This is a genomic window from Halomonas sp. PA16-9 (genome assembly GCF_009728585.1).
Classification (GTDB): Bacteria; Pseudomonadota; Gammaproteobacteria; order Pseudomonadales; family Halomonadaceae; genus Vreelandella; species Vreelandella titanicae.
Genome location: NZ_CP040451.1, coordinates 1,276,003 through 1,298,030, shown reverse-complemented (window position 1 = coordinate 1,298,030; position 22,028 = coordinate 1,276,003). Strand labels below are relative to the sequence as shown.

Sequence of the window (22,028 nt, the reverse complement as noted above, 5' to 3'; positions counted from 1 at the left end):
GCTCCGCGACTGCGCTTGTGGCGATGTCCGAATACTAACCGACAGTTGCGAAAAATGGGACGTGTTATTGCAAATATATCAATTTAAGAAAGAGTCACTCTTCTATACATTACCTCTCATCACATGCTCTTACTGACATGGCGCTAGCGTTTCTCCCTAGCGACGGTGTCACCTTTTTAATATCGGTGTACCTTACACCGACACATTGATCATAAAATTAGGATGCTAACGATGGCTAACTATTTCAATACGTTACCGCTACGCGAGCAATTGGCTCAGCTAGCGCAATGCCGCTTCATGCACACCGCTGAGTTTGCTGATGGCGTCGAAGCGCTAAAAGGCAAAAAAATGGTGGTTATCGGCTGTGGCGCACAAGGCCTTAACCAAGGTTTGAACCTACGTGACAGCGGCCTAGATGTTTCTTATGCACTGCGTCCTGAAGCCATTGAGCAAAAGCGCCAGTCCTGGAAAAACGCCACTGAAAACGGTTTTGTGGTAGGAACTTACGAAGAGTTGATCCCCACCGCAGACGTTGTTTTGAACCTCACCCCTGATAAGCAGCACACTTCAGTAGTGAACACAGTGATGCCGCTGATGAAGGAAGGCGCCTGCCTGTCTTACTCTCACGGTTTCAACATCGTAGAAGAAGGCATGAAAATTCGCGACGACTTAACCGTCATCATGGTGGCACCGAAGTGCCCTGGCTCTGAAGTTCGCGCTGAATACGTGCGTGGTTTCGGTGTTCCCACCTTGATCGCTGTTCACGAAGACAATGACCCCAAAGGCGAAGGCCTTGCGCTCGCCAAAGCTTACGCAGTAGGTACTGGCGGCCATAAAGCGGGCGTGCTGATGTCCTCTTTCATCGCGGAAGTGAAATCCGACCTGATGGGCGAGCAAACGATCCTTTGCGGCATGCTGCAAACGGGCTCCCTGCTTTGCTTCGACAAGATGGTCGAAGAAGGTATCGACCCGGGCTACGCCTCACGTTTGATTCAATACGGCTGGGAAACAGTCACCGAAGCACTGAAGTACGGCGGTGTGACGAACATGCTAGATCGTCTTTCTAACCCAGCGAAGATCAAAGCGTTCGATCTTTCTGAAGAGTTAAAAGACATCATGCGTCCGCTGTACAACAAGCACCAAGACGACATCATGAGTGGTCACTTTTCTAAAACGATGATGGAAGACTGGGCGAACGATGATGCGAACCTTCTAAAATGGCGTGCAGAAACGGCTGAGACGAACTTCGAGAAAACACCCGCTGGCGATGTAGAAATCTCTGAGCAAGAGTTCTTCGACAACGGCATTTTGATGGTCGCTATGGTGAAAGCCGGTGTTGAACTTGCTTTCGAAACCATGACAGCGGCGGGCATCATCGCTGAATCGGCTTACTACGAGTCGCTACACGAAACGCCGCTCATCGCGAACACCATCGCGCGTAAGAAATTGTACGAAATGAACGCGACTATCTCTGATACGGCGGAATACGGTTGCTACCTCTACAACCACGCCTGTGTGCCGCTGTTGGCAGACTTTATGAAAGGCATCAAATCCGACGTGATCGGTAAAGGGCTTTCGCTAGACGACAACGGCGTTGATAACGCACGCCTGATCGAAGTTAACACTGCCCTTCGTTCACACCCCGTAGAAGCCGTTGGCTCGGTTCTTCGTGGCTACATGGCTGACATGAAAAAAATCGTTTAATCGCCTGATTAAACGATAGACGTTCAGGTCATCAAAACCTAAGCCGTCAAAAAAAGCCGAGATATCATCACGATATGCTCGGCTTTTTGGTTCCCCGAACAGCGTAAGGAAGAGAGTAATGGATTCGTTAACCCGCCTAGACAATATTCGCCTATCAAAAGCGACGGTTAGCTTTGATGATCGTTTCACACTAAGCGAGATTGATTGGACCATTACGCCAGAACAACATTGGGTTATCACTGGCCCCAATGGCACGGGTAAATCCGCCCTAGCGGCTGCGCTCGCGGGCATTGGTGACATCCAGAGCGGAAGCATTCAAGGCCTTCCCAACAACGTGGAAATCGTCTCTTTTGAAGCACAGGCAGAGCTCATCGCCCAAGAGTTGAAAAAGACGACGCCGACATTATGGACGTCATTTCACTCGGCACTCCCGTCAGTGAAATGATTTTCGACCATTGCCAAGACACTGAACTTGCCCAATCCTTGGTCGAAAAGTTTGGCCTAGGGAAACTGCTCGATCGCGCGTTTCGTAAACTTTCCACCGGTGAAACCCGCAAAGTCATGTTGATTCGCGCGCTGGCCAACAAGCCTGATTTACTCATTTTAGACGAACCGTTCGATGGCCTGGATGTAGACACGCTCGCCATGCTGCAAGCACATCTAGCCTCTATCATCGACACCGTTCCCATGGTCATGGTATTGAATCGCTTTGATGAAATGCCCGACTTCATCACCCATGTGGCCTACTTAGATAAAGAACGTGGGGATAAAGACCGTTCGGATAACAATAGTGGGAATAAAAAGAGAGGGGATAAACAGAGTGGCGACAAAGGCCGCTTGAAGCTCACGGTAGATCGTCTGGATGACGCCACCTTCAATGAGCTCTACCAGTTACTGCATTTGAAAACCACCGACCTAAGCGTGCCGGAGGCCGATCCCACCAGTAAGCTACCCGCTCTCAACCCGAGCCAGCCATTAGTAAAACTAACGCAAGCGACCATCCAATACGGCGACACTGTGATTGTCGATAAGCTCGATTGGACGATAGAACGGGGCCAGCATTGGCAACTGAGTGGGCCTAACGGTAGCGGCAAAACCTGCGTTTTATCATTGATCACCGGCGATCATCCGCAGTGCTATACCAACGATATTTTCGTGTTTGGTTTCCAGCGCGGTAACGGCGAAAGCATCTGGCAGATTAAACAGTTTATCGGCTATGTATCCACTAACCTGCAGTGGGAATACCGGGTTAGCACCAGCTGCAAAAATGTGATTATTTCCGGTTTCTACGACAGCATCGGCATGTACACCAAGCCCACTGACAGCCAGAAAAAAATTGCCGACCAATGGCTAGAACTACTCGCCATGAAAGACCGCGCCGACCAGCCATTTAACAAGCTCTCGTACGGCGACCAGCGCCTGCTACTCATTGCCCGCGCCATGGTCAAACATCCGCCCCTGTTGATTCTAGATGAACCTTGCCTTGGCCTGGACGACATAAACCGCCAACTGGTCCTCGCCCTGATCGAGAAAATCTGCCAGGGCTCAGAAACCACCGTGCTCTACGTCAACACCACGCGGAAGATCAGATAACAGGCATAGAGCATTATTTAGGACTGGAGAAAAATAACTAATTTTTCAAATAGTTAAGATCATTAACTATACTGAAAAATGGCCAGCCAGCTAGTCTTTTTTGTCTATCGTTACCTCAATCGATTTGCTATCGCCAGCAAACCATTTCTGAACATACAGAGTGCCCACGATAGGCGCCGTTCCTTCATCAGGCACTTCTTTATAGCGAACGCTGTTTTTGGTTTCTTTCTCGTATTCAAACATAACTACTTTCTTCGCCATGAAACATATCCAGTAAATAATAATTAGGACTTGGGCGACTAATGTCGCTCAACAGGCTTGTTAGGTTTTGGAATTAATCAGTCTCAAAGCGAACGGTTACTTTCGATCCGCACACCTGAGCGACGCAACGCGCATAGCCTTCAAGAGATCATCGACCTTGTGATGATATAGATCAAGGTCTACGTTGGATGCAGGCGCAGCCTGTTGCCGTGCCTTCACGCATCACACGGAGGTGAATATTGTTAGCAAGCTCAGGATCCACGCCCAGTCGCAGACACTGCCCGGTAGCAAGGCCGCCTTCGTCAGCGGCCAAACGATCCACCCCAACGGTGGCACCATCGTCAATGGCTGAGGCGAGCGCCCTCTTGATCACATAAAGATATGGATGCAATGAACCACGGCACAAAGCCCCATGACACCGATCAAAAGCCCCGGCGCTGGCTCGATAGCGCCACCCACCCTTCTGGCTGACCCGCGAAGGGCTCGCGCTGTTTGAGTTCCACCGCCAGGCGCGACTGGACTCCGGCGGCTTCGCACCGCTCGATGGTGACGGGCGCATACCCGACGACGCCGTGGCCGACACCATGCTTACCGCGCGCATGGCGCATAGTTGTGCCTTAGCAGCGCTACAGGGCGTGCCGGGCGCTGCCGCGCTGGCCGAGCATGCTATTCGCGCGTTGGAAGGTAAGCTGCACGACGAGCAACACGGCGGCTGGTTCGGCGCCGACCCCGCCACCAGCGACGACCGCACCAAGCAGTGCTATATCCATCACTTCGTCGCCCTCGGTGCCGCCACTGCGACCCACGCCGATATTCCCGGCGCGGCTGCTCTGCTCGAAGAGGCCATTGGGGTGATCGACACCCGCTTCTGGTCGATGGATGAGCAAGCTTTCGTCGAGAGTTTCAGTCAGGACTGGAGCGAACTGAGCGACTACCGCGGCGGTAACAGCAACATGCACGGCGTAGAGCTGTGCTTGGCGCTAGCCGATGTGCGCGACGAACCGCTGTGGCTTGATCGGGCGCTGGCCATCGTCGAACGACTGATTCACCGCCACGCGACTCCCCGGGAATACCGCATCCTCGAGCATTTTCACGGCGACTGGTCGGAGTGGCCGGAACACAACGCCGACCGCCCTGACGACGGCTTCTACCCCTATGGCGCTACGCCGGGGCACGGCTTTGAGTGGTCGCGTTTGATGCTGCACCTGGAAGCATCGCTGCAATCCCGCGGCCGAACGGTTCCTGCCTGGCTGTTCACCGACGCTGCGGCGCTATTTGACGCCAGCCTGCGCGACGGCTGGAATACCGACGGCGCCCCGGGGCTGGTATATACCGTCGATTGGGAGGGTAACCCGCACTCCCTGCGGCGACGCCACTGGACCCACGCCAAGGCGGCGGGCGCGGCGGCCGCGTTCCTACAGCGCACCGGCGAGGCCCACTACGAGCACTGGTATCGGCAACTCTGGGATGCGATCGACACCCTCTTTATCGATCGTAAACGGGGCGGCTGGTACCAGGAGCTCAGCGGTGAGTTGCAGATCGACCCCGCCGAAGGCGACGTCAAACCCGATCTCTACCATGCCTACCAGTCCACGTTGCTGCCACGGTTGCCCTTAGCCCCCAACCTAGCGTTAACCGTCCACCGGTTGTAACTGGTTGTAATAAATAGTGCAACGTTCACCCGAGGTGGTCCCCCCTCAGTCGCCGTGCCTGTCGTGGGCCCGGCTTTTTCAGTTTATTTCAGTCATACCAGTGGTGGGTTACGCTCAGCGAACTGGCCGTTCCAATAGGGATAATAGGGGTAAGGTGGAGTTACCGCGCTCGCCACGTCTAATCGTGCAACCTGAGACTCATCAAGGCGCCAGCCAACCGCACCAAGATTCTGCCGTAACTGGGTTTCGTCCCGGGCACCTATCAAAACCGATGACACCGTCGGACGGCGCAGCAACCAGTTAATCGCTACCTGGGGCACGCTCTTGCCGACTTCGTCAGCGATCTCGAATAGCACGTCCAGTACCCGGTACAGTCTTTCATTCGGCACAGGTGGCGCGAATCCTTCGGTCTCGTGAAGACGGCTCCCGACGGGCAGTGGTTGGCCGCGACGAATCTTACCGATCAGGCGGCCCCAGCCCAGCGGGCTCCACACCAGAGCACCCAGGCCTTGATCCTGCCCCAATGGCATCAGCTCCCACTCGTAATCTCTGCCCACCAGGGAGTAATACGTCTGGTTCGCCACGAAGCGCGCATAGCCATAACGCTCAGCAACGCTTTGGGACTTCATCAACTGCCAGCCAGAGAAATTGGACGCCCCCAGGTAGCGAACCTTGCCAGCCCGCACCAGATCATCCAGTGCGGACATCACCTCCTCCACCGGGGTCATGGCATCGAAGTGATGCAGTTGCAGCACATCGATATAATCGGTTCCCAGCCTTTTTAGTGCGCGCTCGGTGGCGCGGATCAAGTGGTGTCGAGAGCTGCCCACGTCATTGGCGTCATCCCCGCTGCGTAGTGACAGTTTCGTGGACACGATCACCCGGTCACGACGGCCTTTGATCGCCGCACCAAGGATCGCTTCCGATGCACCATCGGAATAAACATCTGCGGAGTCGAACAGATTGACCCCAGCGTCCAGACATATATCGATCAGCCGCTTCGCTTGCTCAACATCGGTATTGCCCCAGGCACTGAACAGCGGCCCCTTGCCACCGAAGGTGCCGGCCCCGAAACCCAATGCAGGCACCTTGAAACCAGACCGCCCTAGATAACGATATTCCATCACACTCACTCCTGTTCGCAGGAAATTGCCGGGGCGGGCCGAAGGGACTCGCCATGCTCACGTTTGATGGCCCAAACGGCCACCGCCAGTCCGGTAAGAGCAACCAGTGCGGCGGCGCCAGGCACGGCGGTAAAGCTGCCGCTGCGCTCAATCACCACACCGCCCAAGCCCGCACCAATGGCATTGCCCAGATTGAACGCACCGATATTGAAGCTGGACGCCAGGCTGGCCGCGCCTTCCGCCCGGTTAAGTACCCACAGTTGCAAGGGCGCCACCGTAGCGAAACCGGCCATGCCCAGCAGGCCGACGAAGACCACCGTTGTCCACTGATAGCCGAGCGCAAAAGGAAACAGACCCAGCACCGCCGCCAGCACTGCCAATGTGATAATCAGGGCCGGTGCCAGCCCCCGATCCGCGAGACGCCCGCCGAGCAGGTTACCGACGATCATGCCAACGCCGAATACCAGCAGAATCAGCGACACCGCATCCTGGGAGAAACCGGCGATGCCGGTCAGCATCGGCTGGATGTAGGTAAACACGGTGAACACCCCGGCGATGCCAAGCGCTGTCATCAGCAACCCCAGCAACACCGTGGGTCGACCGATCGACGCCAGACTCTTTTGCCAACCCAATACCTCTCCGTCACCGCTGTCGCGAGGCACCATGAGGGCGATCACCAGGGTCGCCAGTACGCCCACACCGGTGATTGCCCAGAAGGTGGTGCGCCAGCCATATTCGTGCCCCAGCCAAGCGCCAGCGGGCACGCCCAGCAGCGTCGCCACGGTCAAGCCGGTGAACATCGTGGCGATGGCACTGGCCCGTTTGTCCGGCGCCACCAGGCCAGTGGCGACCACCGAACCGACGCCGAAAAAAGTGCCGTGTGCTAGGGAGGTCACCACCCGGGCAACCATCAGCATCGAGTAGTTCGGAGCCAGCGCGCAGGCCAGGTTGCCGAGGGTAAAAATAACCATCAACGCCACCAGCACCTTCTTGCGAGGCCAGCGGGCACTGGCAATGGTGAGCAACGGCGCGCCCACGAACACACCCAGGGCATATCCGGAGATCAGCAGGCCCGCTTGGCGGATGCTCACATCCAGATCGGCGGCCACTTGCTCCAGCACCCCCATGATCACGAACTCGGTGGTGCCGATGCCGAAGGCACCAATGGTCAAAGCGTAGAGCGCCCAGGGGATCGGGCGCGAAGAGGTTGAAGTCATCATCAAAACGTCCATCAGGGAATGATGAGGCGAATGCTAGACCTGCATCACCCTCCTTGATACCTTTAGGATCTTTAATGACTTTCAATATTTTATTGATAATGAGACCATCATGGATCGTCTAAGCGACATCGCTCTCTTTCTTCGCGTGGTGGATCTGGGTACGATCAGCGCCGCCGCCCGCAGCCTTGACCTCTCGGTGGCCTTGGCCAGCCAACGTCTGCAGCGGTTGGAAAAGGGTCTCAATGTACGACTACTGCACCGCACAACCCGACGCCTTCACCCCACCCCCGAGGGGCTGGCACTGGCGGAACAGGGCCGCGATCTAGTGGAGGGGCTGGAAGCACTCACTCAGGATCTACGCAGCGGCGCCGACAACGTCACCGGCACCCTGCGCGTCACCCTACCCCACTCCTTCGGGCGTCAGTACATTTCGCCGCTGTTGCCCGAGTTCCTTAACCGTTATCCCCGGCTGGATCTGTGTGTCGGCCTGACTGACCAAGTAGTGGATCTGGTGGGCGAGGGCTACGATCTGGGCATTCGCATCGGCATTCTGGAAGATTCCAGTTTGGTGGCGCGACGCCTGGCCGACGACGAGCGGGTACTGTGCGCCTCTCCCGACTACCTGAAACGCCACGGCACCCCACAACACCCCGGCGACCTGGCCGATCACCAATGCCTGGTACTTTCCAGCAGTCGGCGTCGGCAGGACATCTGGCATCTCACCGACAAACAAGGGCAAAGCGAGGCGGTACAGGTAGGCGGCCGCATACGCAGCAATCAGGGTGAAATGCTCACCGAGGCGGTACTCGGCGGCCTGGGCATCGCACAGCACTCGGTGTGGCACATCCACGAATACCTGCGCAGCGGTCAATTGAGCGTGGTATTGCCGGATTACCGATTAACGGAAACCGGTATCTACGCGGTGATGCCCCAGCGGCAGCTGGTGCCGCCTCGGGTAAGGGCGTTTGTAGCGTTTCTGGAAGAGCGCCTAGCTGAACATCCTGTCTGGGCGTTGCGACGGGAAAATCAGTAAGTGTCAATAATCCGAAGAAGCCATTTCCGCGCCTCCGTTTCCTCCCTCAGTGCGATGGCTGCTAAAAATAACCACATGGTATGGAGGCTCGGGGGCGTTAGCATTTTTTGTCATAGCTCTCTTTAGACATTTTTAACCTGTCGAAAAGGCTTCAGTGAGACACGCCACAATTCGATCAGCGCACACTCCTAAGGAATCAAGATCGGGGTCATAGATGGTGACCTCCGTGCCAACGCATTTGGGTGATGAGAGAGGTTGCGTTAGGAGAGTGGTGATCACTATAAGCTATGGCCCTCCAGCAAACACTTGGCCCCCAAGCTACGGGTATTTATTGATATTATGGTTGAAGAGCTTTTTAAGGCTTAGTTTTTTCGGTTCCTTATAAGATTGCAAACCGAGGTGATCAGACTGAGCTTCAGGTTATACAGCTACTATAGATCTGCTTTGAAACGAAAGAAATTTACTGCCACCTAAGATGCGATCCTCGACATATTTCATACTAATTTTTTCGGCTACGCGAGCTGACGCAATATTCTGTGGGTCTATATCCGCAACTATGCGAGGAAGCCCAACGGTGTTGAGCCCATGCTCAAGAATAATCTTCGCTGCCTCTGTAGCGACCCCTTTACCCCACGCATCCCTGACTAAGCGCCAACCGATCTCTACTTCAGGCTTTAGCACATGGTAAGGAATTAAAAGAACCCAACCGTAGAATTTTTCTGTTTCACGATCACGGATCGTCCAATAGCCCAGCCCAGAGGGATACACTTGCTCAATCCGCTCAACCACAAAGCTTCTATGAGCGCTAGGCTTATGCCAAGGCCCCTGGACGAACCGCGTTACCTCTGGATCACGATCCATTCTCAAACACTCTTCGAGATCACTTAGCCTCCGTGGCCGGAGCGTTAGATGATTGGTGTTAAAGGAGGGTTGCGTATTACGCTGCATAACAAAGCTCTAGATAAAAGCGGCCCCGGGCAATCCTCACTCCTCGATTTCATTTGGAGGGAAGGTGTTCTTAAATTGCCATTGATTGCAAACTAACGCTTGAACAGAACGGCCTTTGAAACACATGCACAATCTGCAAAAAAACGCCTCACTTCAATGGTTGTTTAGCTCACATATGAGTTTCAGCCGCCATACTCGTCGTGGCGGCGGTTCCACACATACGGCTTCGTCTGTGGCCAACCTTCGGTGAGTCCTCCCAGGTTTCCTGGCGACCAAACGGCGTCAAATCCAGGTATGTCCAGTGGCTACCTAAATATTCGACGCCACGGGCACCGTAAAGTAGGTACGATAAATGTCGTTTCATCGCGGAGGAAGACACTCGCCATGCCTTTCGCCCTCCTCTGTCGTTGCGCCGACATCCTCGTTGAAGTCGCTTCCGTAAGAGGAGTACCAGGGAATCGTCCAGCCCATGCGCGTCTTATATTGATTGATTTTCTCTAGCGGAGCGCGTGACACCATGACCAGCGAAGTGTCACGTGCATGGAGGTGCGCCGGGTGCGTCATGGCATCGGCCACCCACGAGCACCCATCACACCCCGCCTTCCAATCGGGGGCAAACATGAAATGGTAAACAATCAGTTGACGTCGCCCAGCGAACAAGTCAAGGAAGGACACACTGCCCTCATCGCCCTGGAAGACATAAGGCTTTTCCATTTTCACCATGGGTAGCTTGCGCCGCTCAGCGCTCAAGGCATCGCGTGCCCGAGTGTGTTCTTTTTCTTTAATGAGCAATCGGTTGAGTGCCGCCTCCCACTCTTCAGGGGAGACAACTTGCGGTAAAGGGTGTTTAGTTGTTGGCATATTTGGCCCTTCTTCTTTAAAGCCCGTTTGTTCTCGCTCCGCAGAAAGATCTAATTCATGGGTTGATACCAATAGCCGACTCAGTGCTTGAGTAGCACCATAGTCACCTCCCTTTCGGTAAGGGTCAGCGCTTCTATCAATGCGGGGTGGCAAGGCACGTTTCGATGGATTGCCGCATGGAACAAATTAGCGCCTGGAACTCCCCCTGCTTCCCCTGCCATTGGTCGACGACCTTTCCGAGGTAGCCTTGCTTAGCGTAGTCCAATAAAGCCGCATCTTCCTTTGCCAGCTGTTCCTTTGCCCACTCTGCTGCCACATCTTTTGAAGCAATATCACCCGTTGCTACGGTCAGCCACATGCGAGACAAGGTTAAGAGCACATTGCGTTCATCACCTGCTGTCTCTGCCAGCAACGTAGGCAAGGAATCACGAATCGCTCTTTGGACATCAGCCATTGGCACTGGCTCAAACACCTCAGCGGCGTTGATCCCATATAGCGGCAGGCTGTTATCGATCACCTTTTTCAGCACAATCGCCAGATCAGGATCACAGGCTGGTTTCGGGATGTGCCCTGCCTCGAACTCATCCCGCAACCACTCACCGTATATAAGTTCCGCCCGCGGCGGGAACCGCCAGGGCACAACATCAGAGATCGTGATGACCGTCAGCTCTACTGGCCTGGTAGCTTGTGCATTGCCAATCGTGCCAGAGACCTTCATCAGCTGCGCAACCAGAGCCTCCCTCTGCTTACAGGTTGGTGAGTCGCTCACTGCCACCAGAACATCAACATCGCTGTTACGCTGTAAGCCATCGGCAACGGCAGAACCAAAAAGATAAATACCCACAATCGACTCGCCAAGCACGTCTTCCGCGATGGATTGCGCTTGTTGTGCTTCATATGGAATCACGGGTCACACCACTTTTGCTGGAATGTAGTTTCCTACACTGACGAAATGCGGCGATGGTAAAAATCGAACCAGATAGAGAGTGTTTTTGAGTTTTTAGGTGGCCCAATATCTTCATCAAACATAAGCTTATGACCTCGGGTGTTACTACCCCAAACTCATGCAGGCCCCACGGTTTATCAGTGATTCTCTAAAAGATATTAACTCCACGACGCTGATAGTCGTGAACAATCTCGGCGAAACCTTCACAATCTACATAGCCAAAGTAGGAATGTTCTCACGCATCACGAGCAGATAATTCATCAGGACAGTGGCCTAATGAAAAACAAGCTGGACAAGTTCATCGGCCACGGGACTGAGCTTATAGGCGGCTTTGTGATGACCAGCACTGGCTGCTTGATGCGGCAGCACACACGACTTTTCAAACAGCTTTAGCTTTTAAGATGGCTATCGGCTTGCTGGAACAATGCATTGGCAGCTTTAACATATTGGCTAAAACAGATGCAAGTAGCCTCGCCATGGGCTATTACTGGCTCACTGACCGCCGCCATCTCCTCCGCCGCCAGAGCAATCGATGCTAGACGCGTCACCTCCAAAACTCGCTGACGCTGCTATTACGCTTGAACAGTTGAACTCAGTACTACCCGAAAAGTAGGCACCGCCGACCTCTTCACGCAGTTTTTCATAGCTGAAATTTTCATGTATCTCGCTCTGATAAGCGACAAATTCTGGACGATTAGCATACATCGCCAGCGCGTAGTGCTGATGCTGGCTATTTAGCCCCGCACGCTCAATACTCCGCCTTACCTGCAGCTGTGTGTAATATTCCTGGCGGCCATAATCGTTGACCAAGACGTTAGGCAGTTTCTCTATGTAGCCTTTAATAGCACGCTTCTTCTTAAAGTTATCGAGTAGTCCCACCCTTAACCTCCGTTCTTTAATAAATACCAGGAAACCTCTGGTTAACTATTACGCTTGGCCATACTCTTATTAAAAATCGGCTCGTGCACGAGTCCAATCAAAGCACTCATTTACAACCCGTAAATTCGCACGCGAATCCGATTCTTTTTAATAGGCTGTGTCCTTACCTGGCCTGCGCACGCCGACTTTTCAGAAAAAGCCTAGGCATTAGTCAGACTCTGTAGGCAACTGTTTTTAAACTTCCCCTGTGAGCTCGTTAAGACGCTCTGTTTACTTATGGCCCAAACAAACCCTGTGACACCGCAAGAGTGCGAAGAGAGGAATTGCCACGACCGTTGCGGCCGCATCAAATGTAATGGCAACAGGCGTTGCGATAACACGCCCGGCTGTATCGATAGGGCCCCTGGGCATGCTCATACTGACTTGATACTCCTTTTCGAGCTTTTCAAGCGGCAAACTTCCTTCAATGGTATATCGCTCGCCTCTAATCTCCCGTATCAAGTGAAAGCTATCGTTGACGGGGTTTTTCGTAAAGCCCAATGCGGCTAATTGACTGACAAGTTCGGCTGAAGGGTTCTGTTTATGCAGTGTGAGCTTAATGCTGCCGGTCACCACATTGGAGCTAGAGAGCGAGAAGCCGCTAAATTCGGGAAGAAACTCAACTTCTCGGCTAAGCATCAGCGCCTGGCCAAGTTGCTGCTGAGAGGGAAACAAAAAAGCTTCACGCCGCGTGGTGACCACTAAATCGTTCGTTTCTTTATTAACGTAGAAGCCGTTGACGGCCATCACTCTCTCTGGCTTGGGCTCCCACAGTTTTGTGGTGCAGCCCGCTAAAAAAATACATAGAACGATCACTACTCGATACATGCTTCCCTCCTGGTTATGGCTCATAGCATTCCAAGTAAACTTTACCTGACCAGAGCTTTAAAAAACCAGGTTTTTTATAAGTATAATTTCATATAAACCTGAAATGGGAGGAGAACGACTCTTCATCGCTATGATCAATACTACGGCGCACCAGCTCCTCGCTATGTTTCGACTGCCGACAACCGCACATACTCCGGAACCCTTTCCTTGAGCAAGGTGATGAGTTCAGGCTGCATTAACTCGTAGTGGTCGGGAATATCCAAGCAGACTAATCTCTTCCCCTTGAGTAACTGCTCGTACTTCTTGGCGACTTCATCCCGGTGACTCTTTTCCATCACTAGGATGATGTCAGCCCACTCAATTAAGCGCCAAGAAACGGGCGTTTTAGCACTCGAACTTGTCCCAGCTCCGATTGCTTGAATACCGGGGTAAGCTGAAAAGACACGTTCAGCCGTCGGACTGCGGAGTCTATTTGCGCTGCATATAAACAGAAGATTCAAAACTCCTCCCTGGCCCGGCTTTACGACGTGCCTAAAGCACAGCATAATTAATTAGCAGTATTTCGTGCCGTCTACCTTTGCACTTTGCAACCTTTGTAACTTCCTCGCGTTATTATAGTTGCTTAGGGCTAGTTAATTACCTAGGGCCAGCTAGTTATTTAGAGCCCGTTAGCTGCTTAGAAGAATTACGGGCCTCACGCCGCCACTCAACCGTAGAAGAGCTGTCATGGACGATAATCGCCTAAATACCCTGGATCGGGCCACTAGCCTGGGCTTGATTTTTTCGCCGTTGTACAGGGTTGCGCGCTCTATGCGCTGCATTTGGCTATCGACCATGAGTACTGGCTGGTCGCCGACCAGCGCTGGCTTAAGGCGCTCTACACCGTCGCGGTCGCCTTGCCAGCTTTTTATCTGATCAGCATCGTACGACTGCGTGATCGCATCAACTTCCTACCGCTGCTGCTAGCTCCCCCTACTGTTTTGGCTGGGCTGGCACCTTGGCTGGGTCGAGCAGGTGCCCGAGCCACAGCAGTGGGGAGGTCACCCGTTTACCTTTGCCTTTTGCATGGCCGTAGGAGTTGCCTTGTTTATTCTTGCGCTGTTCTTTCGTAGCAGCGCCGCCAGTGGCACTTGGCCAAAAACCTATCAGCCCATGTTGGATTATTCATGGGAGCACGCCCTGACAATCGCCCAACTAGGCCTGTTCATTGGCGTTTTTTGGAGCTTGCTATCTTTGTGGGCAGCGCTCTTTTCAGCCATTGGCTTAGACTTTTTCAAAACATTGTTCCAAACACCCGCTTTTTTCTATCCAGTCACCTGGCTGGTGATTGGCATGGGGCTGGTGATGATCCGCAATCGCTTTCGTTTTATCGCGAGCGTAAGACTGATGTGCGAAGCGCTTATCAAGGCGCTACTGCCGCTGGTTGCCCTAATCATATTGATGTTCTTTGCCGTGCTGCCCTGGACCGGCCTGCAGCCGATATGGGATACCGGCAGAGCCGCGCAAATACTTATGGCGCTGATGTTGACCCTGCTGTTGTTCTTCAACGCCGTTTTCTATCAAACCGATAACAAGCTGCCCTATCCTATATGGTTACGCAGCGCCATTATGCTCGCCGTCGTATTGCTGCCGATAGGTAGCCTGCTGGCCGCCTGGGCGCTCTGGCTACGAATCGACCAATATGGACTCAGCTTGGATAGGCTCTGGGCGGCACTGCTGCAAGTGCTAACCGCGGCCTTTACCTTCAGCTATAGTTTGATTCTGCTTTGGCGACGGCAAGCAGCACTACCCAATCTACAGCGCGCCAATGTTGGCTTGGCCCTGCTGGTGGCCGGGGCGCTGATCGTGGTTAATACGCCGCTGGCGGATATGCGCCACTGGGTGGCCCAGCATCAGGTCAAGCGGTTGATAGACGGACGCACCACTGTGGATGCTTTCGACTACCGCTATCTACGCTTTCACCTCGGCCAGCCGGGCAGTTTGGCATTACAAGCACTTGCTGACAGCGAGTTTGCCCAATCGCGACCTGAGCTGATACGGCGTATTGATCTCTCGCTAAAGCAAACCAATCGCTGGAACCAGGATCCTCTCGTGGATACCCACAACCTGGATGATGTCGCCCAGCAGTTTAGCGTGAACCCTGAAGACGCCACGCTACCCGAGCCACTGCTTCGCCTTGTTAATTGAGCAGGGCTCAGCCTGCCTAAGCCAAGTTGAACCCTGCCAAGCGTTTCAGGTAAGCAATGAGCATGAATTACAATGGCTTATCTACGCGTCCTACAGCTCGCATGGACAGGTCTATACCGAGCACAATGCAGGCTGGCAGCATCTAGGCACGCTGACTGAGTTAGGCGCAGCGCAGGATGAAAATGCTGACGGCTGTCGAAATACCAAACCGTCAACCGATTTACAGCCCATACCAGGGTCGTTAAACGCCTATCAGAGTGGTATCTGCCTATATAGCTTGCAGCCCAGCCTCGAAAGCGTCAGGCAACAAATACAAGCCCGCGCAGAGGCAAGCGATGTTCGGATTGATTAAGGTGGCTGCTCCCCGCATTGACTACGGTTTACGCGGGGGCTAAAGCCTTACCTCCACGGCTGGATCAGTGCCGGGCTCTAACTGCTCACCGACCCAGAGCCGATGCAATCGGGTTTTGAGAATATCGCCAGGTCCAGAGATGAATTTAGGTTGTCCGAAGTGAGTCATCACTTCGTGTTGGCGCTCTAGTGCACGACGATCCTGCGAGACCACTGGGGCCAGGAACAATCGTATGGCTGCTTGTTTGAGCCAGCTTGGCGCCAACCCCTTGGGTGTCGAAAAGCGCGCGAAAGGCGTGAAACTGTTTCCCGTCGCTGGCGTGAAAATGGCGGTGACACACAGGGTTAGCTTGGTCTCACCTTCCCACCGCACTTGAACCGTAGTGGGCGGATAATAGCGCGATACACTGCGCGAGCGGTCGCGCTCCAAAAAGCGCGACATCAGACCATAGTCAGGCTGGGTTTGCTCGATGGCCATATCGATCCCGTCGCCGTGGCTGGTAACAATCAGCTCCACTGGCAAGCGTCGATCCCGGCGACGAATAAAACCATGATGCAGATGATTGGTGTGGAACGGATCCATCACATTTTCAACCGCATCGTAGGCGCGACCCACCCAGGTGCCTTGTTGCCACCAGAAATGATCAAGTTCAGGGTTGCCAAAATCAGGCGGTAACACGGGCTCGGGCGGTGCCGCGTCAGAAAGCGCCACAAAGATCCCGCCGTGCCGTTCGACTACGCGCAGTGCGTCGGCCTTCAGCTTTTGATCATGGGCCGTATCGACCAAACAACCAGGCACTTCGATACAGGTTCCATCGCTTGCGAAGCGCCAGCCGTGGTAAGGGCACTCGAGTGCCCCCTTGTGCACACGCCCTTCAGAAAGTGGGTAATTGCGGTGCGGGCAGCGATCAACCAAGGCGCCAATCCCCTCTTCGCTGCGAAAGAGTGCAATCGGTGTATCGCAACACATGACCTTTTGCGCTTTGCCGCGTTTCAGGTCTTTCGATAAGGCAACCAGGTGCCAGGCATCGCGGACTGACTGGGGAAATGTCATTAAGGCAGCTCCTCACCATTCCACTCGAGATCGTCAGTGGCGGCGGCATTAGTCGAGATATTGTGTTTGAAACCCATCAGGGAGAAGGAAGCGGCGTCGCAAAGCGCACCAAGCAAAGGCCAGCGATCGCCAGGCCGAGACACCACGTCGCGCCCGGTAGCAACGCAGCGCCACCAATCGCGCATACGCGCACCACACACCGCCTGCGGCAGGCCAAATGCGACCATCGCCGGGCCAAGATAAAGAGTGCGTGGCGCGGCATCAGGTGCGGCGATCCCGTCACCGATTGCATGGGCAAGATGACCGGCACCAGTAAGCAGATGCACGCCGCTAGTCGCGCGCGGATTGCACTCAAGCAAGTAGGCAGCGCCAGCTGCATCGAACATTGCATCGCAGGCGAACTGCCCGTGGATATTGGCACACTGCGCCAGGCGAGCAGCTATTGTTCGCAGCGCTTCGCGATGGTGATCAGCGACAGGATCGAAAGCATAGCCAGCTCCCCCGCCCAGGCGCCAGCTGGAACGGTAGGCTGCAAAGGCAACCAATTCTCCCCGATGCGCCACGCCATGAAAGCAAACTTCTTCACCATGGATACGCGCTTGTGCCATCCAGGGTTTGTCGGGGCTGGGTGTAATAGCGGCCAACGCAGGCCGGTCAGGGGCGACCAGCGCGCTATCACCAAATCGGCTGAAGCGCGGTTTGAACACCCACTCGCGACTTCTGCTAGCGAAGCGAGTCAAGTCTTCTACGGAGTCTATCGGATGGCTTTCCGGCACGGGCAAGCCCCATTCGCCACAGTGGCGCGCAAAGGCGAGCTTGTCGTGTAGTTGGCGTAACGTGGCAAGGTTAGGCACAAACAGGCGCTCACCCAATCGGCACTGAAGGGCGGGCGCCGCAAGATGGAAAACCTCCTCGCAGGTCGGCACCACCCGCTCGAAACCGAAGGTATCGACTAGCTCGACAATACGCGCGTGAAAGGCTTCGCCCTGCTGCCGTGGCGCGGGATAGCGGTGAACCCGCGCAGGTGCTTTCGACCAGCGCGCCATGCGCACCGGTACGCTGTCAGCCAGATGCGGCTCCCATCCGGCCGCGGCGAAATCCCGGGCAATATCCAGCGCGGCAACTGCCCGGGCGCCGGTGATAAGTACGCGTCTAGCCATCGCGCCACACCACTTTACGGCGCTTCGGGCCGCTCCACGCGCTTAGATCATGAAAGACCTCAACCGGCACCGGCAAATCCCATGCCTGGCTCAGCGCCCGAGCAGCAGTCGTTGCGCTTGGGGTGGAAATCGAGGCTGGGCAAGGCGGCGACAGATGAAGCACGACGCGCTCAGGCCCCGCTTCAGCCTGCCAGATCTTGTCGCCCCCCAGCACCGTCTCAAGCGCGGCTACCACTTGGGGTGGCGTAACGCTCTGATCTGCAAAGCGCCAGATATCGTTCACCCGGCCTTGAGGCGCATGGATGACGCGACCCGCAAAACCGCACGGGCAGGAACAAGCGTCGAGCTCAAGATAATCGTCGCCGCGAACACGGACAATCGGTTGGCTGGTGCGGCGAAGGTCGGTAATGATCGGTCGATAGCCGGGCGTGCCGGGAACCGGCTCAAGCTCGATAGCCATCGCATGATCGTTGAGATGCAGCCTGCCGTTGGCACACTCAGCGGCCAGAAACCCTTCGGTCGCTTGGTATATTTGGCGTGGCCTTACCCCTAACCGCTCGGTAAAGAAGTGGCGCTCAGCTTCACCGGCGGGTTCGCTGCCGCAAAACAGATGCTGCAGCGAGGGGAAATGCTCCCCTGCTTCAGCGAAAGCGGCCAGCCGATGGGGCGGTGCGATCAGGATCGTCGGCTCGAACTGCGCCAATTCTGCAATGCTCTGTTCAATCGACGCTTCGAGCGGAAAATGGGCAAACGTAAACCGCCCTCGCCCAACATCGCTGTAGAGCGCATTACTGGCGCGCAAATGCAGGGCGAGCCGTTGGCGCTTGAGCAAAGCACGCGCCGGTAGCAGCCGGGCCAAGCTCTGGCCGATGTAGTCGGCACGCTCTGCGGAGCTGGAGAGAAATAGCCCTCGCGCACCGCCTCCCGTTCCGGTCGACCAGCCTGCTGACAATTCGCCGACGGCTGTGCCTTGCTCTGAGGCGGCGGCCAACCCGCGCAGTTCCTCATCGCTCATGCCTAGGCTATTCCAAGCGCCGTAATCAGCACGAACATCCTCGATGTCAGTGACTGGAAACTCCGCCAGATCACGACCGGCATATCTTGCCAGTGCGGGAGTACGGGCGATGACAGGCTGTAGTTTGCGCCACATGCTGGCTCGCCGCGCAGCCAGTTGCCCCGACGACATGCTCAGCGCACGCCGCGTTCGTATCCACGCGGCTAAGACCCGGTCAGTTCGCATCATGGTCACCAAAACGCTTGGCACTGGCAGCGCAATGCGAAGGTAGGATGACCAAGTCGCCATTGCAGCACGCTGCCTCGCTCAACAGGTTTAGCGTTGCGCGATAACGCCGGGTATCGCCAAGAAGCGCGGTAGTAAGCCGTGGCGGTGGCCGGCGCTGCGTGATTGACTTGCCAAGCCACACCGCATCGGCAGCCAGCAAGACCTGGCGATCGTCGGTGGTGCGCAGTGCCAGCCCCCAGTGGCCGACACAATGACCGGGCAGTTCGACGGCGATCAGGCTACCATCACCCAGGATGTCACGACCTTCGCTGAAGGGGCGAACCCGCTGGGTAGTGACACTGCTGGCGCATCTTCGAAAAAGCGAGCGTTAGAATCGGCCGCCTGGGGAACCAGCGCAGGCAGCAGGCCCTGGCGCACGCGGCCAAAGCGACCCGGCCGACGCAATTCGGAAAGGCCCACACGGGCGCAATAGACCGGCCGCTGGGCAAGGTGGCTCATTCCCGAGACGTGGTCACCATGAAAATGCGAGATGATGGTGCCGACAATCGCGCTGTCTTCAATCCCATGGGTCGCGAGCCAGGCGCTCCACGCCTGCTGTGCATCGATTTTGACCGGCGTTGTCCAGCGATAGAACCGCTCGGGAAACGTCTCGGTTGCATTGATAAAAGCAGGATCATAGCCGGTATCGAACAACAAAATACCCCGCGTCGGGTGATCAATCACCCCCACCATGGCGGGAAAATCAACCGCACATAGGCTCCCACCTGAGAAAGTGGCGATCTCTGGATGGCGGCATAAACCGCGTTCAAGCCAGCGAAATCCGACGCGGATCATGGCTGCTTTTCCTGCATGGCAAGCTGCCGCGCTTCGGCCAGCAGGGTTGCCATCGCATCATGCTGGGGGCGGTAGCCGAGTAATCGTTGAGCAGGCTCAAGATCAAAGGTTTGAGAGTAGGCCAGCGTCGCCAGCTTGTAGCGTGTCAGCATCGGCTCGCGGGCGGAGCGCATCAGCAGCGCAGCGTTTTCACTGAGCACAGCGATAGCACGCGCCAAGCCAACCGGCAGTGAGACAAGCTGCGGTGTTTTGCCTAACGCATCGGCGAGCTTACCAGCCACCTCTCGTACCGCAATAGGGTTACCTCCCGATATGTTGATTGCCTTTCCGGCAAGCCCAACTGCCTGCTCCTCAGCGGCGCAGATGGCCCATGCGGCGTCGCGCAGATCGGTCAACTCAATCAGCGCCCGGCCGCCACGCGGAAGCGGCATCCGCTCGCGCCCCGCCAGTTCGGCCAACTTGGGCAAGATCACCCGATCGCCCGGCCCCACCAGTGCGCGAGGGCGAATGGCACAGCAGGCCATGGCGTCTTCCCGCGGCGCAAGCACGCGACGTTCCGCCGCCAGCTTGGTACGTGCGTAGTGGTTAAGTGGCTGAAGCGCGGGGCCGTCATATTCGCCGATGGCTATCCGGTCACGATACGCAGCAAAAATTGACGGCGAAGAAACAAATACGAAACGCTCAACGCTCGAGCAGCTGGCCGCTTCAAGCAGGCGTTCGGTCAGTTGAATGTTGTGAATCTCAAATGCTCGCCGGGGGCCCCAGCTGGCCGATAAGGCGGCGGCATGAATCACGCTATCGACATCCTTTAAGAGCCCGCGAAAATCAATTTCTGGCTGGGTAAGATCCGCCCTAACAAACTGCGCGCCGAGTGACGTTAGCGCCTCGCCCGCCGCCTGCGAACGCCCTGTGGCACGCACAGCATGCCCGCGTTTTAGCGCCTCGCGCACCAGTGCCATGCCCAGCCCGCCGGTCGCCCCGGTGATAAGGATGCGCCGTTGACTCATAGTTTGAGCACCATGGCACTGGCACTGATCCCCGCGGCGGTGCCCAACAGCAGGATATAGTCACCCGGTTTGGCGACCCCCGTCGTGAGTGCGTGGGCGAGCACGCTCGGGATTGAGGCGGCGATCTGGTTACCGGTCGTTGGGAAGATATTGACCACGCGGTCACTGTTGGGCGCGAAAAGCCGCTTGATATGCTCGACCCCTGGCGCACTCGCCTGGTGGCAAATCACGCAGGCAAGATCATCCTTGCTTATTTCCGCCTGTTCGAGCGCACGCTCAATGACGCCAGGCAACGCTTTGGCAGCGGCCTTGAAGATGCCAAAGGCGTCCATCTCGAAATAGGAACCGGCGACCAGCGCCTGGTAACCTTCAGCGATGCGCAACTTTGTGCCGCCCGCCCGAAGCTGCGCTAGCGCGTGGTGAGCACCATGGGTAACCGTAACGCTTGAGCGCATTCCGCAGGTTGGGTCTGACGTCGCCTCAATCGCCAGCGCCGCTGCGCCATCGCCAAAGATGGACCGCGTTTTCGGCTCCTCAGGGTTAAGCCCTGCCGACGCGATGTCACTCGCAAATACAAGCGCGCGCCGCCAGCGCCCGCAGGCAATGCCCATGGCGGCGATATCCAGTGCCACCATAAAGGATAAACAGGTCTGGTTAACATCAAAGCTAGGCACGCCGGACTGGCCAAAGCCGAGTCGGTTCTGGACTAAAGCGGCTGTAGACGGAATCGGTTGCTCCATAACGCCACAACCGCCAATGATGACGTCGGGCGGTGTATTGCCCCAGCCAGCGCGGTTCAGCGCCTCACGGGCTGCCTCAGTCGCCATCATCGAGGTGGTCTCATCCTCGCTCGCGACATGGCGCGCAGCGATGCCAAACTGGCGTTCTGTCCAGCCGGCCGATTGACCTTGACGCTCGTCCAGGGCGCGCGAAGTTAACAGGGTGTGAGGGCGATAGCTGCCCCACCCGGCAATCGTAAAGTTGCTAATCATATGTCCAATTCTAATCGATTCGCTCTCATACTCTAATAAAGCTTAATATCAATCAATTAGAAATTAGACGATGTTCATTTTATGGCTAACTTGGTGGAGCGCGTAAAGGAGA

At 55.7% G+C, this 22,028-nt stretch carries 21 protein-coding genes and 1 pseudogene; 5 read left to right on the top strand and 17 right to left on the bottom strand.

Translation table 11 applies throughout. The features are described 5' to 3' along the window. Positions 1 to 231: 231 nt before the first annotated feature. Both ilvC and FDY98_RS05910 read left to right on the top strand, forming a co-directional pair. Complete coding sequence (ilvC, locus tag FDY98_RS05915) at positions 232 to 1,704, top strand: ketol-acid reductoisomerase (RefSeq protein WP_027959828.1); 1,473 nt, start codon at positions 232 to 234, stop codon at positions 1,702 to 1,704. Positions 1,705 to 1,822: 118 nt separating this feature from the next. Continuing rightward, positions 1,823 to 3,338, top strand: a pseudogene (locus tag FDY98_RS05910) (ATP-binding cassette domain-containing protein). Positions 3,339 to 3,387: 49 nt separating this feature from the next. Here FDY98_RS05910 and FDY98_RS26030 read toward each other — a convergent pair. Further along, positions 3,388 to 3,558 (bottom strand): hypothetical protein, encoded by a 171-nt coding sequence (locus FDY98_RS26030; protein WP_022520572.1) that lies wholly within the window; start codon positions 3,556 to 3,558, stop codon positions 3,388 to 3,390. 172 nt (positions 3,559 to 3,730) lie between these two features. Beyond that, positions 3,731 to 4,159 (bottom strand): hypothetical protein, encoded by a 429-nt coding sequence (locus FDY98_RS27205; RefSeq protein ID WP_231500700.1) that lies wholly within the window; start codon positions 4,157 to 4,159, stop codon positions 3,731 to 3,733. Here FDY98_RS27205 and FDY98_RS05900 point away from each other — a divergent pair. Continuing rightward, a complete protein-coding gene (locus FDY98_RS05900; RefSeq protein ID WP_231500701.1) occupies positions 4,143 to 5,210 on the top strand; it encodes an AGE family epimerase/isomerase in 1,068 nt (355 codons plus the stop codon). The two genes, FDY98_RS27205 and FDY98_RS05900, sit on opposite strands and share 17 nt — an antisense overlap. 92 nt (positions 5,211 to 5,302) lie before the next feature. On the opposite strand, the gene FDY98_RS05895 is transcribed toward FDY98_RS05900, so the two are convergent. Together FDY98_RS05895 and FDY98_RS05890 are read right to left on the bottom strand one after the other, a co-directional pair. Then, a complete protein-coding gene (locus FDY98_RS05895) occupies positions 5,303 to 6,334 on the bottom strand; it encodes an aldo/keto reductase (protein WP_027959830.1) in 1,032 nt (343 codons plus the stop codon). 5 nt (positions 6,335 to 6,339) lie between these two features. Further along, complete coding sequence (locus tag FDY98_RS05890) at positions 6,340 to 7,554, bottom strand: MFS transporter (RefSeq protein WP_340146784.1); 1,215 nt, start codon at positions 7,552 to 7,554, stop codon at positions 6,340 to 6,342. A gap of 109 nt (positions 7,555 to 7,663) precedes the next feature. Between FDY98_RS05890 and FDY98_RS05885 the strand changes: the two genes are divergently transcribed. Next, a complete protein-coding gene (locus tag FDY98_RS05885; protein WP_027959832.1) occupies positions 7,664 to 8,587 on the top strand; it encodes a LysR family transcriptional regulator in 924 nt (307 codons plus the stop codon). A 420-nt stretch (positions 8,588 to 9,007) separates the two neighbouring features. Here the strand turns inward: FDY98_RS05885 and FDY98_RS05880 are convergent, their stop codons facing one another. The 6 genes from FDY98_RS05880 to FDY98_RS05855 all read right to left on the bottom strand — a co-directional run bounded on the left by FDY98_RS05880 (position 9,008) and on the right by FDY98_RS05855 (position 13,588). Next, complete coding sequence (locus FDY98_RS05880) at positions 9,008 to 9,448, bottom strand: GNAT family N-acetyltransferase (RefSeq protein WP_231500702.1); 441 nt, start codon at positions 9,446 to 9,448, stop codon at positions 9,008 to 9,010. A gap of 447 nt (positions 9,449 to 9,895) precedes the next feature. Beyond that, positions 9,896 to 10,396, bottom strand: coding sequence for a DUF899 domain-containing protein (locus tag FDY98_RS27195; protein WP_340146782.1), 501 nt, complete (start codon positions 10,394 to 10,396; stop codon positions 9,896 to 9,898). Positions 10,397 to 10,532: 136 nt separating this feature from the next. Then, positions 10,533 to 11,303, bottom strand: a complete 771-nt coding sequence (locus FDY98_RS05870; protein WP_027959835.1) for an aminoglycoside nucleotidyltransferase ANT9 — start codon at positions 11,301 to 11,303, stop codon at positions 10,533 to 10,535. 531 nt (positions 11,304 to 11,834) lie between these two features. After that, positions 11,835 to 12,221, bottom strand: a complete 387-nt coding sequence (locus FDY98_RS05865) for a DUF6559 family protein (RefSeq protein ID WP_027959836.1) — start codon at positions 12,219 to 12,221, stop codon at positions 11,835 to 11,837. A gap of 270 nt (positions 12,222 to 12,491) precedes the next feature. Further along, positions 12,492 to 13,088: a hypothetical protein gene (locus FDY98_RS05860; RefSeq protein ID WP_155705715.1), complete on the bottom strand. Its 597-nt coding sequence runs from the start codon at positions 13,086 to 13,088 to the stop codon at positions 12,492 to 12,494. 161 nt (positions 13,089 to 13,249) lie between these two features. Next, positions 13,250 to 13,588, bottom strand: a complete 339-nt coding sequence (locus FDY98_RS05855; protein ID WP_027959838.1) for a low molecular weight protein tyrosine phosphatase family protein — start codon at positions 13,586 to 13,588, stop codon at positions 13,250 to 13,252. A gap of 565 nt (positions 13,589 to 14,153) precedes the next feature. On the opposite strand from FDY98_RS05855, the gene FDY98_RS27190 reads away from it, so the two are divergent. Next, the gene (locus tag FDY98_RS27190) at positions 14,154 to 15,275 is read left to right on the top strand and encodes a DUF4153 domain-containing protein (RefSeq protein ID WP_340146860.1); all 1,122 of its coding nucleotides are present in this window, start codon (positions 14,154 to 14,156) and stop codon (positions 15,273 to 15,275) included. A 391-nt stretch (positions 15,276 to 15,666) separates the two neighbouring features. On the opposite strand, the gene FDY98_RS05845 is transcribed toward FDY98_RS27190, so the two are convergent. The 7 genes from FDY98_RS05845 to FDY98_RS05820 form a co-directional block, all read right to left on the bottom strand. Then, positions 15,667 to 16,680 (bottom strand): aromatic ring-hydroxylating oxygenase subunit alpha, encoded by a 1,014-nt coding sequence (locus FDY98_RS05845; RefSeq protein WP_051430559.1) that lies wholly within the window; start codon positions 16,678 to 16,680, stop codon positions 15,667 to 15,669. Then, the gene (locus FDY98_RS05840; RefSeq protein WP_051430560.1) at positions 16,680 to 17,840 is read right to left on the bottom strand and encodes an ATP-grasp domain-containing protein; all 1,161 of its coding nucleotides are present in this window, start codon (positions 17,838 to 17,840) and stop codon (positions 16,680 to 16,682) included. Before FDY98_RS05840 ends, FDY98_RS05845 begins: the two co-directional genes overlap by 1 nt. Next, complete coding sequence (locus FDY98_RS05835; RefSeq protein ID WP_155705714.1) at positions 17,833 to 18,990, bottom strand: cell division protein FtsA; 1,158 nt, start codon at positions 18,988 to 18,990, stop codon at positions 17,833 to 17,835. The genes FDY98_RS05840 and FDY98_RS05835 overlap by 8 nt, the downstream gene beginning before the upstream one ends. A 79-nt stretch (positions 18,991 to 19,069) precedes the next feature. Next, positions 19,070 to 19,282 carry a hypothetical protein gene (locus FDY98_RS26025; RefSeq protein ID WP_196518162.1) on the bottom strand — a complete coding sequence of 71 codons (213 nt, stop codon included), beginning with the start codon at positions 19,280 to 19,282 and terminating at the stop codon, positions 19,070 to 19,072. Between the two features lie 74 nt (positions 19,283 to 19,356). After that, complete coding sequence (locus FDY98_RS05830; RefSeq protein WP_196518160.1) at positions 19,357 to 19,917, bottom strand: MBL fold metallo-hydrolase; 561 nt, start codon at positions 19,915 to 19,917, stop codon at positions 19,357 to 19,359. Then, positions 19,914 to 20,924 carry an NAD-dependent epimerase/dehydratase family protein gene (locus FDY98_RS05825; protein WP_027959840.1) on the bottom strand — a complete coding sequence of 337 codons (1,011 nt, stop codon included), beginning with the start codon at positions 20,922 to 20,924 and terminating at the stop codon, positions 19,914 to 19,916. Before FDY98_RS05825 ends, FDY98_RS05830 begins: the two co-directional genes overlap by 4 nt. Next, a complete protein-coding gene (locus tag FDY98_RS05820) occupies positions 20,921 to 21,916 on the bottom strand; it encodes a 3-oxoacyl-[acyl-carrier-protein] synthase III C-terminal domain-containing protein (protein WP_027959841.1) in 996 nt (331 codons plus the stop codon). Before FDY98_RS05820 ends, FDY98_RS05825 begins: the two co-directional genes overlap by 4 nt. Positions 21,917 to 22,028: the final 112 nt, after the last annotated feature.

What these genes read in the sequence shown, in the direction of transcription:
- FDY98_RS27190 (WP_340146860.1), top strand. Translation starts at nt 14,154, where the DNA reads ATGGCCGTAGGAGTTGCCTTGTTTATTCTTGCGCTGTTCTTTCGTAGC.
- FDY98_RS05840 (WP_051430560.1), bottom strand. Translation starts at nt 17,840, where the DNA reads ATGGCTAGACGCGTACTTATCACCGGCGCCCGGGCAGTTGCCGCGCTG.
- FDY98_RS05860 (WP_155705715.1), bottom strand. Translation starts at nt 13,088, where the DNA reads ATGTATCGAGTAGTGATCGTTCTATGTATTTTTTTAGCGGGCTGCACC.
- FDY98_RS05835 (WP_155705714.1), bottom strand. Translation starts at nt 18,990, where the DNA reads ATGTGGCGCAAACTACAGCCTGTCATCGCCCGTACTCCCGCACTGGCA.
- FDY98_RS05845 (WP_051430559.1), bottom strand. Translation starts at nt 16,680, where the DNA reads ATGACATTTCCCCAGTCAGTCCGCGATGCCTGGCACCTGGTTGCCTTA.
- FDY98_RS05820 (WP_027959841.1), bottom strand. Translation starts at nt 21,916, where the DNA reads ATGATTAGCAACTTTACGATTGCCGGGTGGGGCAGCTATCGCCCTCAC.
- FDY98_RS05830 (WP_196518160.1), bottom strand. Translation starts at nt 19,917, where the DNA reads ATGATCCGCGTCGGATTTCGCTGGCTTGAACGCGGTTTATGCCGCCAT.
- FDY98_RS05895 (WP_027959830.1), bottom strand. Translation starts at nt 6,334, where the DNA reads ATGGAATATCGTTATCTAGGGCGGTCTGGTTTCAAGGTGCCTGCATTG.
- FDY98_RS05825 (WP_027959840.1), bottom strand. Translation starts at nt 20,924, where the DNA reads ATGAGTCAACGGCGCATCCTTATCACCGGGGCGACCGGCGGGCTGGGC.
- FDY98_RS27205 (WP_231500700.1), bottom strand. Translation starts at nt 4,159, where the DNA reads ATGCGCGCGGTAAGCATGGTGTCGGCCACGGCGTCGTCGGGTATGCGC.
- FDY98_RS26030 (WP_022520572.1), bottom strand. Translation starts at nt 3,558, where the DNA reads ATGGCGAAGAAAGTAGTTATGTTTGAATACGAGAAAGAAACCAAAAAC.
- FDY98_RS27195 (WP_340146782.1), bottom strand. Translation starts at nt 10,396, where the DNA reads ATGCCAACAACTAAACACCCTTTACCGCAAGTTGTCTCCCCTGAAGAG.
- FDY98_RS05890 (WP_340146784.1), bottom strand. Translation starts at nt 7,554, where the DNA reads ATGATGACTTCAACCTCTTCGCGCCCGATCCCCTGGGCGCTCTACGCT.
- ilvC (WP_027959828.1), top strand. Translation starts at nt 232, where the DNA reads ATGGCTAACTATTTCAATACGTTACCGCTACGCGAGCAATTGGCTCAG.
- FDY98_RS05900 (WP_231500701.1), top strand. Translation starts at nt 4,143, where the DNA reads ATGCTTACCGCGCGCATGGCGCATAGTTGTGCCTTAGCAGCGCTACAG.
- FDY98_RS05885 (WP_027959832.1), top strand. Translation starts at nt 7,664, where the DNA reads ATGGATCGTCTAAGCGACATCGCTCTCTTTCTTCGCGTGGTGGATCTG.
- FDY98_RS05880 (WP_231500702.1), bottom strand. Translation starts at nt 9,448, where the DNA reads ATGGATCGTGATCCAGAGGTAACGCGGTTCGTCCAGGGGCCTTGGCAT.